Raw genomic sequence first — 13,919 nt, 5'->3', positions numbered from 1 at the left:
GACGTAACGGCGCTGACCCGCTCACCGGCCACCGGGACGTAACGGCGCCAACCCCAGGGCGTATCAGCGCTACCCAGCGCTACTCGACGTTACTCCTGAGCCTTCTGGAGACGCACGTACGCCAACTGGAGCCAGTCGGACACGGCCACGGCACTGAACACCGCCCCGGTTCCACGGGTCACCCCGGGCGCGAACACCAGACCGAAGGCGTACGCCGTGGCGATCCACTGCGCGGTGCAGAACGGGCAGGTGATCAGCTCGCCGACCGCCCGGCGGGCGCCCCGGCCGCGCACCTCCTCCGCCAGTTCGGCCGGAGCCGAGACCCCCTGGAAGCGGGTGAAGAACGCCCGGAGGGGGCTGGTGACCGCGTCCTTGGCCAGCATCCGGGACAGCTTGTGCGTGGTCAGCCCCATCAGCGCCAGGTCCCACGGCCCCGCGCTCTCGGCCCTGCGAGTGCCCCGGAACCGGCGCGCGGCGAGCAGTCCGACCCCGACCAGGGTCAGGTAGCCCGAGGCCACGGCCGCGTACCCGAAGAGCGGCTGGTCGCTGTCGCCCCGGTAGGCCTCCGCCTCCTCCTGGATCGTCTCCTTGATGTCCCCGGTGGTGTTGTGGTCAGCCATCTGCTCCAGTCCTCCTTCGTCCTGTCGTGCCTCCCGACCTGTCGCGCACCCACGCGTGCAGCGCCTCCCCGTCCCCCGCCTGGTCGAGGTTGACCGCCGCCTCGATCAGCGCGAGGTGGGTGAAGGCCTGGGGGAAGTTGCCCAGCATGGTGCCGTCGGCGGCCATCTCCTCCGCGTGCAGGCCGAGTTCTCCCGAGCTCCCGCACAGTTCCTCGAACCTCCGCCGCGCCTCCTCGGTCCGCCCGGCCAGAACCAGGGCGGAGATCATGTCGAAGGAGCAGAGGAGGAAGGCGCCCTCGGGGGTGCCCAGTCCGTCGTCGGTCGTCTCGGGGTCGTACCTGTGGACGAGGCCGCCCTCTCCGCCCAGTTCCGCCTCCACCCGCTCCAGGGTCGCGAGCACGCGCGGGTCGGTCCCGTCCAGGAAGCCCAGGAGCGGGATCCGCAGCAGCGACCCGTCCACGTGGGACGAGCAGTAGGACTGCGTGAAGGTCCCGGCCGCGGCGTCGTAGCCCCGGTCGAGGACCTCCTCGCGGATGGCGCCCAACTCCTTGCGCCACGTGTCCAGGGGGACGTCCCCGCCCGCCTTGCCGGACTCGGTGGCCAGCTGGATCCCGCGGTCCAGGCACACCCAGGCGTAGACCTTGGAGCTCGTCCAGTGCCGCGGCCGCGACCGCACCTCCCACATGCCGTCGTCCGGCTCGCGCCAGATCCGGCACGCCGCGTCGACCATCGAGGAGAGCTGTTCGACGTCCTCGCGCCCGAGTCCGCCGGTGGCCTCCTCGTAGGACAGCGCGGCGTCGAGCACGTGCCCGTACACGTCCAGCTGGTGCTGTGAGTAGGCGTCGTTGCCGATGCGGACCGGCCTCGACCCGGTGTGCCCGGCGAGGTGGTCCAGGCTCTCCTCCTCGGGCGGGGGCTGCTCGTCGACCGCCTGCACCGGAGGAACCCAGTCGATCGGCTGGCCGCACATCCGCAGCAGGAAGCGCAGGTAGTGCCCGGCCTCCTCCGCGTGCCCGAGCCGCAGGAAGGCCAGGACGACGAGCGCCGCGTCGCGGTGCCAGACGTAGCGGTAGTCCCAGTTGCGCGGACCCCCCGGCCACTCGGGCAGGGAGGTGGTGGGCGCGGCGATCAGGGCCCCGCTCTCCTCGTGGAGCAGGCCGCGCAGAGTGAGCGCGCTGCGGCGCACGTGCGTGGCGCCGACCCCGTCGTAACCGATGCGCCCGGACCACTCCCGCCAGGCCTCCAGGGTCTCCCGGAGCAGGGCCCGCCCCTCCCCCAGTCCGACACGGCGCCCGCCCTCCAGGTAGTCCAGGGCGAACACGGCGGTGTCCCCCTCGGCGAGCTCCACGCGGTACTCCGGCACGCCGTCCCGCGCGAGCGCGGGGGCGGGCGAGCCCGACAGCAGCGGCCCCGAGGCCTCCCGCAGTCCGCCGTCCACCCGTTCCCACACGGGTTCGGCACGCGCGAAGTCGGGCCTGGCGTCGAGCCGTGAGCGCACGGACGTGCTCCCCGAGCGGCACTCGACGACCCGCAGGAGGAAACCCTCCCGGTACAGGCCCGACCCGCCTTCCTCCGGCCTTCGCACCGCGAGCAGGTCGCGGACGGCCACCTCCGTGTCCGTGCCCCGCCAGAGCGTCTCCAGGACGAGCGTGTCGTCGACGTAGGCGCGTCCGGCCGGGCCCGCCCCCTCGACCTCCAGAGTCCACCCGCCGCCGCACGGGTCAAGGATCCCCGAGACGAGGGCGGGTCCGTCGAACCGGGGGACGCACAACCAGTCGACGGTGCCGTCCGGTGTGGTGAGCGCGGCGGTGTGGCAGTCCGAGAGGAAGCCGTGGTCGCCGATGCTCGTGGTGCCCTGTCCCATCCGCACCTCCGAGTCGTGTCGTGTTCCCGGGAACCCCTCATGTGCGACTGCCCTGGGGCGCCCCTGGCGAAACGACAGCTCAGAAGCTTGCCGTGGCATGTACATATCGGGCGGCGCTCCCGGGTAGCGGAGGGGCGAAGGGCCGGAAGCGGCCGTGTCGACCCGTGTGGGGGTGGCCGAGGTGACCGGGAGACCGAACGGCCGGATCGCGGTGGTCAGCGGGGCCAGCGCGGGTGTCGGCAGGGCGACCGCGCGGGAGTTCGCCCGGCGGGGGTACACCGTCGCGCTGCTCGCGCGGGGACAGACGGGGCTGGAGGCCGCCGCGGAGGAGGCCCGTGCCGAGGGCGTGCCCGCGCTGCCGCTGCGGGTGGACGTGAGCGACGCCGAGGCGGTGCGCGGGGCCCTGGCCCAGGTCGAGTCGGAGCTGGGACCGGTGGACGTGTGGGTGAACTGCGTGCTCGCCACGGTCATCTCGCCGTTCATGGAGGTGGAGCCGGAGGAGTACCGCCGGGTCACCGACGTCTGCTACCACGGCTACGTGTACGGCACCCAGGCCGCCCTGGAGCGCATGCTGCCCCGGGACCGGGGTGTGATCGTGCAGGTCGGGTCGGCCCTGGCCTACCGCGGCATCCCCCTTCAGGCGGCGTACTGCGGAGCCAAGCACGCGATCCGCGGGTTCACCGACTCCGTACGCGCGGAGCTGGTCCACCGCGGATCGGGGATCCGGGTGACGGAGGTGCACCTGCCCGCGGTGAACACACCGCAGTTCACCTGGACGCGCGCGCACCTGGACGGCCGCCGCCCGCGCCCCGTGGCCCCCGTCTACCAGCCCGAGGTCGCGGCCCGGGCGATCGTCTGGGGCGCCGAGCACCCGCGGCGGCGCCGGTACTGGGTGGGGATCTCGACGGTGGCCACCGTCCTGGGCCAGCGGTTCGCACCAAGGGTGCTCGACTGGCAACTGGGGCTCACCGGACGCAGGAGCCAGGTCCGCGACGCCCACCCACCCGCGCGCGACAACCTGTTCCGCCCCCTGGACGACGAGCACGACTTCGGCGCGCACGGCGAGTTCGACGACGAGTCGCGCGAGTCGAGTCTGCTCCAGGAACTGAACCAGCGGCGGAGCACCGTGGCCCTGGTGGGAGCCGCGGGGTTCGCGGCCGGAGCCGCGGGCTACGCGGTCGCGCGGGGAGCGCGCCGACGGTCCTGATCCCGAACGAAGCCGAAACCGAGGGGGAAGAGCATGGTTGAGCACGATCCCGTCGTCGACGAGGCGTGGGAGGAGTTCCACGCGGTGGTGAACATGACCGGGGAGCAGCTGCGCGAGTGGCTGCTCACGAACGCCTCCGGTGAGGACTCCTTCCGGACCGAGCCGGGGCACACGGTGTCCAGGAGGGGCGAGGCGGTCGTGAACCTGCTGAACAAGCGCCGCGGGGACGTGACCGAGTCCGACGTCGAGCTGATGCGCGAGGTGACCGAGTACGTCCGCGGCCAGCTGGCGGACCCGCACCGCGAGGACGCGCGGTGGCGGCACCGGCTGATGTCGGTGGGACACGACCCGCTCAGCCCCGACTCGGCGCGCCCCGACGAGGAGGACCTCGCCGGGTAGCGGTCGCCGTGAGGGCGGGGCGGTGGCGCCGCTCCGTCCCGCCGGTCGTCGGCGCCCCCGTGCGGTTCTCCCGCCCGGGGGCGCCGGTGCGTTCCACGTCCGCGTCGGGACGCGGACCCCCCTCGACCCCGCCGAAGGTGCACGCCGGCAGAGACGCCGGGACACTTCCCGGCAGGGCCGTCGTCAGGCTCTGACACCCCCTACCGGTCCTCGTGCCTTCCCGCGGGGGGACCGCCATGCCGCCCGCTCCGCGAGGGAACCGATCATGACCACCGCCTCCGGCCCCGTCGATCTGGGCGGCGACCGCCTGGCGACCGCATCGCCATGGCACCGACGACCCGCAGGCCGCGCGAGGACCGGCCCGGCGTGGTCGGTCAGCCCCGGTCGGCGCCCTCCTTGCGGCCGTGGCGGTACTGCTCGGCCTGGCGGGCGATCTCGTCCTCGAAATGGGCGCGCTGCTGGACCTTGTCGGCCCGCATCCGCTGCTCGTTCTCGTTGCGGTCGGCCTGCTGGCGCACCTCCAGCTCGCCGATCTCCCGATCGGTCCACACCTGGAGCTTCTTGCGTCCCACCCGTACCTTCTGCTCGTGGCTCTCCCGGTGCAGGTCCACCTGCGCCGTGTACAGCTCGTCGTACTTGCTGGTGCCGCCGAACAGCTTGGTCAGGACCGGGAACAGGTCCACGGCGGCCAGCAGCGCCCGCAGCAGGAACACGGCGGCCATCACGTAGAAGCTGTCCTTGGCCAGCGCGCCCAGCGCCTCCATCTCCTCGATGACGCCGTGCTCCCCCTCCTCCGCGGCCCGCTGGGCGACCTTCTCGTCGATCAGCGCGGCGCGCTCGGCGGAGAAGTCGGCGGAGGAGGCTCCCGTGGCCGACGTGAGCGCCTCCACCTCCTCGTCCAGGTCCAGCAGGTTCTCCTGGTGCTCGGAGAGGCGGCTGTCCTCGGCGAAGGCGTCGGCCTCCCCACGCAGCCGCTGGCAGTTGACGCCCGCGCCCGCGCGGCCGGTCAGGCCCTCGCCGGATGTGCCGTTGCACTCCAGCCGGGCCAGCTCCTGCTTCTCCTCCAACCGCTCCTGGAGGGTGGCCACGTGCTCGCGCACCCGGTCCCGTTCGGCGGTGGTCGAGGCCAGCGCGGTCTGGTCCGCGGTGAGCGTGCTGCCGCCGACGGTCAGCAGGTACTCCTCCGTGCACCCGGGGTCGGTGCTGCGTACCCCCGACTCGGGGTTGCAGCGCTCCAGGGCCGAGCGGAACGCGTCCGACTCCTGTGCCCGCTCGACCTTGACCTGCTGTTCGACGGACGGGCGGAAGGCGTAGAGCAGCAACGGCTCGGCGATGACCACGCTGACCAGCAGGGCCAGCACGACCCGGCCCACCAGGCCGCCGAGGCGGCCCGTCTTGCGCACGCCGTGCATGGTCGAGAGCATCCAGCAGTCGAAGACCAGGATGAGCCCCGCCCAGAACAGCGCGGCCGGAACCAGCAGCGGCCACGGGGTGGGGGTGAAGCGCTGGAGGGCCACGAACACCGCGATCCCGGCCATGGAGGAGGTTGCCACGACCACCAGCCCCTGGAGGGTGTAGCGGGGGCGCTCCTCCGGGATCAGGGAGAGCAGTCCCTCGTCCACCCCGGTCAGGCGGCGCAGCAGACGGCCCGCGCGTGCCCGGAGGGTGCCGGGATCCGCGGGTTCGCGGCGGTCGGCCGCGTCCTGGGCCGGCGTCCGCTCCCGCTCTGGCGGGCGGGGAAGGGTGCTAGACGTCATGGTCGTCCTCGCTCAGTCCCCGCGTGGAGGCGCGCCGTCCCCGGGGCCTGTCCGCGGCGGCGTCCCCGGAGGTCCCGGGCTCGCCGCCCTCCCCCGTCTCCTGGTAGTCCCGCGCCCCGGCGGAGGGGCCTTCCCCGCTCTCCGTCTCCACCCGTGTGCGCCCGCCGCCGATCGACGCGGCGCCCGACGAGAAGATCTCGGGGGCGACGAAGTCCACGACCTGGGCGGTGGTCATGGAGCCGTCCACGTAGTTCTCCCTGATCGCGGTCTGGGCGAGCTGGGAGCGTATCTGCATCATCTGGTGCTCGTCCTCCCGGGCCCAGGCCTCGCGGCGCAGTCGGTCCTCGCGCGTGCACTCCTGCTGCCGCAGCCGCTCCTCCCGTTCGGCGTCCTCCCTCTGCGCCTGGTGCGCGAGCACGCGCTCGCGCTCGGCGGTGATGCGGTGGGCGACCTCGGTCGGGTCGATCCGGCCCTCGGCCAGCGCCAGCATGACCGCGTTGATGGTGTCGTTCTGGACGGCCTCGCTGAGGCCGGCCATGATCTTGTGCGTGTGCTCCGTGACCTTCTCCTTCATCAGGTGGTCGTGTTCGGTGCGCGCCACCTCCACCTCCTGCTCGTGGCGGGTGGTGCGCCAGGTCCCCCGGACCTGCCGGAGGCTGTGCGGAGTGAGCACCTCGGTGCCGACGTACTCGATACGCATCCCCCGCACCTCGGGCGGGGACAGGTCGATGAACGCCTTGACGTGGCTCCACACCAGTCCGCGGACCTCGTTGATGTCCTCCAGCCTCAGGTGCTGGGCGACCTGCGGCAGCTTGTCGTAGCGCCGCATGTAGCCGCTCAGGAAGCGGTGCGCGTCGCCCCGGCCCTCACTGACCACCGTGGCGGGGTCCAGGACCGTGCACGAGAACGTCGTGCGCACCTCGAAGTCGTCGTCCTCCAGGGACGGGATCGACAGGTCGACGACGACCGACACGTCGTGGCTGACGTCGACCAGGCTCACGTGGTCGGCGTCGACCACGCGGCCGTCGTCGGGGGCGATACCGCCACGGTCCACGTGGAAGTCGCCGCCGCTGCGGTAGACGAGGACCTGGTGGGCGGAGGCCTGGGGCAGCTCGGAGGAGTCACGTCGGCGGCCGCGCAGGCCCAGGAAGCCCTGGCGGCCCGGGGTGCCCAGGGGGCGCTCCTCGGCGACCGGGTAGGAGGAAGGATGGGACGTCATACCGGTGTCGCTTTCTCGGTGTGACCGGATCCGGGAACGTCATCCGGTCCGGTGGCGGAACCGTCCTCGAACACCTCCGCCAGGAGGTCGAGGACGGTGTCGGTGAAGGGGTCCTCGCGGTGGCGTGCCGAGGTGGCGAAGCCGGACCGGAAGCCTTCGCGCTCGTCGGGCCGCAGGGCCCCCGCCAGGGAGCCGAGCAGGCTCCTGGCGTGGCCCTGCGCGTCGGCGCCGTTGCGCTGGAGAGCCAGCAGGGCGCGCCACAGCGACTCGATGGCCAGGCGGCGCGCGGGCCGGTAGCGCACCGCCTCCACCCACAGCCCGGCGACGAGGGGGATCTGAGCGGGGACGAGCACGACGTGGCGGGCGATCGCGGGATCGCCGCCGGGCGGGGCGTCCCCGCCCCGCCCGGCCTCCCACCCGTGGAGCTCGGCGGCGCCGTCGCGGGTGTCGTCCGGGCGGCCCTCGGACCGGGCCCCGTCACCGGCCCGGTCGTCACCGCCCTCGCCGTCACCGCCCCGGCCGCTGTCTCCGTCGCGTTCCGGTCCGCGGTCGCCGTCGTCCTCACCCGGGTCGTCCGCGCCGTGGGCGGACCCCTGCGGAAGCGGTTCGCTGGTGGCCACCGTGAGCGCGGAGCAGACCGCGGTGAGCACGAGGACGCGGTCGGTCCGCTGGGAGCCGACCGGGCGCAGGTCCGCGAGGTCGTCGCCGAGGCCGCGGAGCAGCGCCCTGCCGCTGCCTCCCCGGTCGACGAGGCTGCCGAAGAGGACGCCGACGGAGAGTGCCGCCTGGTAGCGGTGCGTCCCCCGGGGGTCCAGGAGCCGCTCCCGCAACCTGTTGACGGCCTCGGTCGGGTACTTCACGCCCAGTTCGCCGCTCCACGCGTGCAGCGCGGTCTCGACCTGCGCCGGGGTGCCGCGGGCCAGCCAGCGGTCCACGGTGCGCAGCGCCGCCGGGGCGTGGCCCTCCATGCACATGGCCCAGAGGACGAAGACGCAGGCGTCCCTGCGGCTCCCTCCGCCGCGCGACCACCGGTCCAGGTAGAGGTCGTGGACCTCCTCGAAGGCGATCCCGGCCAGCGCGGCCAGGCCGTGGGCCAGGTGCACCCTCCGCGTCTGGTGATGGACGACTGTGTGGGTCCACGCCTCCACGGCGTTCCAGAAGTCGGCGTCGTAGCGCTCCCAGAGCTGGCGCAGGACCTCGGTCCGGTCCCCGGCCTCGGCGAAGGCGGGGAAGCGGCGGACCATCCAGCCGTCGTCGCGGTGCTCCACGCGGATCAGGTCGTGGCCGCCCTCGCCGCGGCTGCGCCGGAGGGCGGGCAGCTTGTCGCGGTCGGTTCCGTCGCCGGGCGCGGCATCGTCCCGGGGCGGGGGCGGAAACGCCCTGGTCACGCGTTCGTGCAGACGTTTGGCAAGCAGCTCGTAGTCGCGCTCGTGGATGCCGTGGAGGAGGGCCAGCGCGGCGGCGTCGGCGACGTCCCTGCGGTCCGGGTCAGCGTCGAACCACGTGCGGACGCGGGTGTGGGAGGAGGAGCGCAGGACGCGGTCGACGGCCTCCCGGGGCGGCTCCCCCGCCGCCATCCTCCTGGCGACCTCGACCAGGTCGGTGATCGGGCGGTCGTCGGGGAGCCGTTCGGCCGCCGCCTCCACTGCCTCGGCGCGTCCGTCGTCGAACTCCGTTCCGAGGCGCTCACACTCCCCGCGCATGTGTCCGCGGAGCACGTCGGCGGCGCGGGGGCGCGGCCAGGGCAGGGCGGGCGCGGTCGCGCCGACGGGGGTGCTGCGGTCGCAGGTCAGGACGAGGTGCGCCTCCGAGTCCTGGACGTGCCGGAGCAGGACCGACCACAGGTACTCGTGCTCGGCCGAGGAGACCCCGCGGTCCACCCCGAACCAGTCCAGGACGATGTAACCGCGCCCGGGGACGAGGTCGCGTCCGGCCAGCGCGTCCAGGGCCTGGCTCGGGGACAGCACGGTGATCTGCTCGGTGCCGGTCCGCGACAGCAGGCAGACCGCCCCGGTCCGCTTGCCGGTCCCGGGTCCGCCGGTGAGAACGAGGACTCGCTGGTCGTCCAGGAGCTTGAGGGCGTCGTCGAAGCGCTCGGGAACCGCGAAGGTCTCCACGGCGGCCCTGACCTCGTGCTCCCGGAGGGGGCCGGTGACCGAGGGGCCGGCCCCCTCCGGCGCCTCGGAGGCACCGGCGGCGTCCGCGGTGCCGAAGACGCCGTTGCGGGCGTTGACCATCCCGTAGAACACGTTGGTGACCCGGCTCCCCGCCCACGGGTCTGCCCGGGGGGCGGGGGCGTCCGCGGGCTCCCCGGAGGGGTGGCCGCCCGGGAGGGGGACGGCGGAGGAGTCCGGTGGACGCGGGTCGTCGTGGGGCGGGGCGGAGGGGGCGTCCGACGCGCTCCGCTCCGGGGAGCGGCCCGCTTCCGCGCTCTGGCCGGATCCGGGGCCGTCCCGGTGTCCCGCGTACGGGTCCGCGACGGCTTCCCGGGCGTCGTCGGAGCGGCGGTTCACGAGCGCCCCTGGTAGCTCACGCCGAAGACGGCGTGGGAGGCCTCGACACCGCCGTGCAGGACGTTGGTGATCGCAGGGGAGTCTCGCCGCTCCGGACCGGACCCTGAGGAGTCCGGGACCGCGTCCGGCGCGGCGTCCCGCACAGCGGACCGCGCGGAGGAAGCGGCGGCGGGGGACGTGGCGGCGGAGGGTGTGGTGGCGGTCGGCACGGCGGAGGGGGCGTCGGGCGGAGAGGTGGACGAGGCGCCGGTCGGCACGGCAGCCGGGGGAGCCGTGTTCCCGGGGTTTTCCCGGAAGGCGCCCTCCGCCGCGTGCCGGGGGCCGCCGACCGGGTACCGGCCGGGGACGTGGACCCAGACCGGCTCCTCGTACTCCTTGTTGGAGACGGCGGTGAGCGTGAAGTCCTCGGGGCGCAGCCGCGTGTGCCCCTGGGCGACCACGTCCTGGTAGACGGGCGCGGTCACCGCCACGACGAGGTCGGCGCCGGAGTCGCGGAGCGCGTCGCGCAGGGCGTCGCTGTCCACCACCCGTGCGGCGGTGACGATGCCGTTACCGGAGTAGCCGGAGGGGGAGGACACGGCGGATCCGTGGTGGACGACCATGCGCAGCCGCAGGCGCCCCGCCTCGGTCCGGTTGTGGTTGTGGCGGCGCAGGGCGTACTCGACCTCGGGCACGTAGCGGTCGAGCAGCCGGGTCTCCCCCGCGGTCACCGGGAGCACCGCCATCTCGCCGTCGCCGCCGGACTGGACGTGCCACTCCCCGCGGTCGAGTCCGCTGTGCTCGGCGGCGCCGCGCAGGAGCGCGGGTATGGCCTCCTGGAACTGGTGCTGGGTCAGCTCGTCCGAGCTGCCGTACCCCTTGGCGTCGCACGTGACGATGACGCGCCGCCCGAACTCGGGAATCTGAGACATTTCCTCACTACTTCCTGGCGTGGAATCGCGGAACGCTGACAGTGTGGACCGGCGCGCGCACGCGAATCCCTGACCAGTCGGCAATTCCCGCCCGGTTCCGCGTGAGGAGCCGCACACGGCGGAACACGGACCAGTCCGGAATCCGGCCGGCCAGAGGGGAGTGCAATACGGGGGTATTCACTTTCCGAGGAGAGGGAGCCGTGGAAACCCACAAGGCAGTGGAGTCCCCCAGGTCAGACGGTATCGAATCTGCCCTGGCCGTGGTGGCGTTTTTCCAGAACAACGTCGCCCAGGCCGACACGAAGATCGGTTTCCTGTGCGTCGCCCAGGTCGGTTTCGCCATGGCGCTCGTGAACGGCGGGAGGACCGGCGACACCGCCCCCCTTCCGGCGGCCCTGCCCGTCCTGGTCTGCGCTTTCGCCTTCCTCGTCGCGGGCTACCACCTGGTCCGCGCCCTGGGTCCCAGGCTGCGCTTCCACAGCGGCGGAAGGGCGGTGACGGGTTTTCCCCGGCCGCGTCCGCGACAGCCGCTGACCTGCGACGAGGTGTGGCGGATGGCGGAAATGCTGTCCGGAATCGCGATGGAGAAGAACCGGCACATCCGGCGCTGCATCCCGTGGCTCGCCCTGATGCTCGTCGTGATCGTGGCGAATGGACTGGCAGAAAGGGCGTGGGGCTGAGAGGGGCGTTGTCGCGCCGGGATCGGCGCCGGGAGTTCTCACGTCGGGAGGGAGGGTTCGGACGTTCTCCCGGTAAGCCGGAACCAGTCATTCGCTTCGCGGAAGCCACCGTGGTGGGCCGGACACCGGGGGTTCACGGAACGGACGTTCGGAGGAGTTCGGGTGGCGGGTGTTCGCGGAGCAGGCGTCCGCGGGGCGGGACGGAATCAGGCGTTCTCGTAGACGGCGCGCAGGGTGTCCATGTCCACGACGACGACGCGCCGGTACCGCGACAGCAACAGCCCCTCCTGGCGGAAGCGGCGCACGGCGTTGCCGACGGCGTCCGTGCGCGCGCCGATGAGCTTGCCCAGGTCGGTCTGCGACAGGCGCACCCCGAGCTCGACCCCCTCGGGGACGGCGGCCCCGTGCCTGGCCGCCAGCTCCACCAGGACCCGGGCCAGGCGGGCGTCCACCTCGTAGCCGACGAACTCGGCGCGGTGCAGGTCGGACGAGGCCAACCGGTCGCCCATGACCGCTCCCACCGCCTCCCAGGCGTCGGGGTGGCGCATCAGGAACTCCCGGAAGGCCGCGTGGGTGTAGACGCGCACGGACATGGGCGTGCACGCGGTGACCGTGGCGCTGGCCCCGCTGGAGCGGAACATGCCCATCTCCCCGACGACGTCACCGTGCACCCGGATGCCGAGCATCACCTCGGTGCCGTTGCGCAGCACCGAGGTGACCTTGGCACAGGCGGTCTCCCCGTCTCCGGCGGGGCACAGCAGCAGGACCTGCTCCCGGTCCTGGCCCTGCCCGATCAGCACCTCGCCCTCGGACACGCGGCGGGCCGGGGCCGACGCGAGCAGTCGGGCGGCGGTGTCGGGCTCCACACGGTCCATGAAGGTGCGGGCGGGCCAGTGGTTCGGCGTCATCGGGGTCCTCCCGCGACCCATGATGCCCGGTCGGGCCTCAGCTCAGGGGCGAATCCGCCGGATTGTCGGTCTTCCTTCCGAGAAACCAGGCCCCGGCCGCCGCCAGGACGGCCAGTCCGCCCAGGGCCGGGCCCACGACGTGGAACGCGTCCGTGAACCGCTCGCCCTCCAGACGTCCCCCGGTGAGCGCGGACAGGAGGGCCCCGACCGCGGCGAGGGCGACCGTCTCCACGGTGATCCGGGTCGCGTTGAACACCCCGGCCGCCACACCCGTCCGCTCGGCGGGCACCGTCCCCATGGCCATCCCGTCCACGACGCCGTTGGTGAGACCCACCCCGGCTCCGATCAGCACGAACGGCAGGAGAAGCCCCCACGGGGTGGCGTCCGGGCCCAGTACGAGCATCCCCGTGGAACCTGCGGCGCACAGCAGCAGGGCGCCGACCACGACCGCGGTGTGGGGCAGGCGCGCGGCCAGTTCCGCGCCCAGGGCTGGCAGCAGCAGTGTGGGCAGCGTGAGCATCAGCAGCCACAGCCCCGCCTGACCGGCGCCCAGCCCGACCACGGCGATCAGGTACGACGGCAGGTACACGAGCAGGGGCACGAGCACCGCCATGAACGCGGCAGCGGCCAGGGCGTGGGCGACGAACCGGCGGTTGGCCAGCAGGACCAGGTCCACCAGGGGGTCGCGGGCGCGGCGTTCGACGAGCACGAAGGCGATCACCAGCGCCGCAGTCAGGACCAGCCCCCCGAGCACCGCCAGCGGGCCGCGCGCGGACCCCTCCACCAGGACGGCGATCGAGGCGAGCAGCGCCGAGGTGAACAGGACCGCGCCGAGCCGGTCCACGGGCCTGCCCGTGCCGCGCGCGGCGGGCAGCAGGGGCACGAGGAACAGGACGAGCCCGGCCACGGCGGCCGGGGAGGCGAACGCGGCCCGCCAGCCGAGGTTCTCGACGAGCAGTCCGGCCACGGCCGGGCCGAAGGCGGTACCGGCGCCCAGCACCGTGCCCAGCAGCCCGAAGGCCCGGGTCCGCGCGGGACCCTCGAAGGCCGCGGCGATCATCGAGCTTCCCCCCGCGACCGCCGCCGCGGCGCCGACGCCGCCCGCCGCGCGCAGCAGGTTCAGGGCGGCGACGTCCCGGACGAGCAGGCACAGCAGACCGCTGGCGCAGAACAGGGCGAGGCCGAAGGCGTAGACGCGGCGGCGGCCGACCGCGTCGGCGACCGACCCCGCGCACACGAGGAAGGCGGCGAAGCAGGCGTTGTAGGAGTTGACGACCCACTGGGCGGCGGTCAGCGCGCCGCCGAGTTCGGCCTGGACGGCGGGCAGGGCCACCGAGGCGCCGGTGATGGCCAGCGGGAAGGTGAGCGTGGAGAGCAGGACGGCGAGGAGCAGTACCCCGCCGCGGTCGCGTGTGGACAAGAAGGGCTCCGTGGCATCGCAAAGCGGAGGAGCCGGGCAGCACGCGGTGCCGCACCGGCGTGGTCGCTGATGCGGCGGGAGGACTCTGGGGTCGGCCGCCGCTAGGCGGCCACGTCATCCGATTCGGGCACGGGCGGGAGCCTAGCCGGTCCCCGGCGGCACGGGCCAGCGGTTTTCCGCGCCGTTGCCGGACCAGCCTCGGTACCGCTGCCTGCCGCTGACCGCAGGGGGTCACAGGCGCATTCCGCTTCAGTTCCTGCGTGGAGACGGTCGTAGAACGACCGGCTTCGACCTCGGCCAGACACTCAACGGCGACCCGTGCGTCGTGCTCGCCACTCAGGGGTTTGTTCGGTGACGTGTCTTCTGTCGGAGCCTCCGGGTACCGGAGGGAGGCCGGCCCGTCCGACATGTGGGTCGGTTC

At 73.5% G+C, this 13,919-nt stretch carries 11 protein-coding genes; 3 read left to right on the top strand and 8 right to left on the bottom strand.

Annotated elements, in window-relative coordinates:
- Positions 1-89: 89 nt before the first annotated feature.
- Together FYW99_RS06980 and FYW99_RS06975 are read right to left on the bottom strand one after the other, a co-directional pair.
- The gene (locus FYW99_RS06980) at positions 90-620 is read right to left on the bottom strand and encodes a DUF1360 domain-containing protein (RefSeq protein ID WP_150251120.1); all 531 of its coding nucleotides are present in this window, start codon (positions 618-620) and stop codon (positions 90-92) included.
- Entirely contained in the window at positions 613-2,484 is a 1,872-nt protein-coding gene (locus tag FYW99_RS06975) for a glycoside hydrolase family 15 protein (RefSeq protein WP_150251119.1), read from the bottom strand. Before FYW99_RS06975 ends, FYW99_RS06980 begins: the two co-directional genes overlap by 8 nt.
- Before the next feature lie 154 nt (positions 2,485-2,638).
- On the opposite strand from FYW99_RS06975, the gene FYW99_RS06970 reads away from it, so the two are divergent.
- Positions 2,639-3,691 carry an SDR family oxidoreductase gene (locus tag FYW99_RS06970; protein ID WP_150251118.1) on the top strand — a complete coding sequence of 351 codons (1,053 nt, stop codon included), beginning with the start codon at positions 2,639-2,641 and terminating at the stop codon, positions 3,689-3,691.
- 33 nt (positions 3,692-3,724) lie between these two features.
- A complete protein-coding gene (locus FYW99_RS06965) occupies positions 3,725-4,090 on the top strand; it encodes a DUF3140 domain-containing protein (RefSeq protein WP_150251117.1) in 366 nt (121 codons plus the stop codon).
- Positions 4,091-4,464: 374 nt separating this feature from the next.
- Here FYW99_RS06965 and FYW99_RS06960 read toward each other — a convergent pair whose 3' ends face one another.
- From FYW99_RS06960 to FYW99_RS06945, 4 genes are read right to left on the bottom strand one after another with little or no spacing between them, the layout of a single operon-like run.
- Positions 4,465-5,847, bottom strand: a complete 1,383-nt coding sequence (locus tag FYW99_RS06960) for a DUF4407 domain-containing protein (RefSeq protein ID WP_150251116.1) — start codon at positions 5,845-5,847, stop codon at positions 4,465-4,467.
- Entirely contained in the window at positions 5,837-7,066 is a 1,230-nt protein-coding gene (locus FYW99_RS06955) for a hypothetical protein (protein ID WP_150251115.1), read from the bottom strand. Before FYW99_RS06955 ends, FYW99_RS06960 begins: the two co-directional genes overlap by 11 nt.
- On the bottom strand, positions 7,063-9,579 hold the full coding sequence (locus tag FYW99_RS06950; RefSeq protein ID WP_150251114.1) for a hypothetical protein: 2,517 nt from the start codon (positions 9,577-9,579) through the stop codon (positions 7,063-7,065). Before FYW99_RS06950 ends, FYW99_RS06955 begins: the two co-directional genes overlap by 4 nt.
- On the bottom strand, positions 9,576-10,490 hold the full coding sequence (locus FYW99_RS06945) for a hypothetical protein (RefSeq protein WP_150251113.1): 915 nt from the start codon (positions 10,488-10,490) through the stop codon (positions 9,576-9,578). The genes FYW99_RS06950 and FYW99_RS06945 overlap by 4 nt, the downstream gene beginning before the upstream one ends.
- Positions 10,491-10,690: 200 nt before the next feature.
- On the opposite strand from FYW99_RS06945, the gene FYW99_RS06940 reads away from it, so the two are divergent.
- On the top strand, positions 10,691-11,170 hold the full coding sequence (locus tag FYW99_RS06940; protein ID WP_150251112.1) for a hypothetical protein: 480 nt from the start codon (positions 10,691-10,693) through the stop codon (positions 11,168-11,170).
- Between the two features lie 206 nt (positions 11,171-11,376).
- On the opposite strand, the gene FYW99_RS06935 is transcribed toward FYW99_RS06940, so the two are convergent.
- Together FYW99_RS06935 and FYW99_RS06930 are read right to left on the bottom strand one after the other, a co-directional pair.
- Complete coding sequence (locus FYW99_RS06935) at positions 11,377-12,078, bottom strand: Crp/Fnr family transcriptional regulator (RefSeq protein ID WP_223838822.1); 702 nt, start codon at positions 12,076-12,078, stop codon at positions 11,377-11,379.
- Between the two features lie 37 nt (positions 12,079-12,115).
- Positions 12,116-13,498 (bottom strand): MFS transporter, encoded by a 1,383-nt coding sequence (locus tag FYW99_RS06930; RefSeq protein WP_150251110.1) that lies wholly within the window; start codon positions 13,496-13,498, stop codon positions 12,116-12,118.
- Positions 13,499-13,919 lie beyond the last annotated feature (421 nt).

It is taken from the genome of Nocardiopsis deserti (assembly GCF_008638355.1).
GTDB classification, from domain to species: Bacteria; Actinomycetota; Actinomycetes; order Streptosporangiales; family Streptosporangiaceae; genus Nocardiopsis; species Nocardiopsis alborubida.
This window is presented reverse-complemented; position numbering and strand designations above follow the sequence as displayed.

Excerpts from the sequence above, each read along its gene's own strand:
- FYW99_RS06980 (WP_150251120.1), bottom strand. The coding sequence starts at position 620 with ATGGCTGACCACAACACCACCGGGGACATCAAGGAGACGATCCAGGAG.
- FYW99_RS06975 (WP_150251119.1), bottom strand. The coding sequence starts at position 2,484 with ATGGGACAGGGCACCACGAGCATCGGCGACCACGGCTTCCTCTCGGAC.
- FYW99_RS06965 (WP_150251117.1), top strand. The coding sequence starts at position 3,725 with ATGGTTGAGCACGATCCCGTCGTCGACGAGGCGTGGGAGGAGTTCCAC.
- FYW99_RS06960 (WP_150251116.1), bottom strand. The coding sequence starts at position 5,847 with ATGACGTCTAGCACCCTTCCCCGCCCGCCAGAGCGGGAGCGGACGCCG.
- FYW99_RS06955 (WP_150251115.1), bottom strand. The coding sequence starts at position 7,066 with ATGACGTCCCATCCTTCCTCCTACCCGGTCGCCGAGGAGCGCCCCCTG.
- FYW99_RS06945 (WP_150251113.1), bottom strand. The coding sequence starts at position 10,490 with ATGTCTCAGATTCCCGAGTTCGGGCGGCGCGTCATCGTCACGTGCGAC.
- FYW99_RS06935 (WP_223838822.1), bottom strand. The coding sequence starts at position 12,078 with ATGACGCCGAACCACTGGCCCGCCCGCACCTTCATGGACCGTGTGGAG.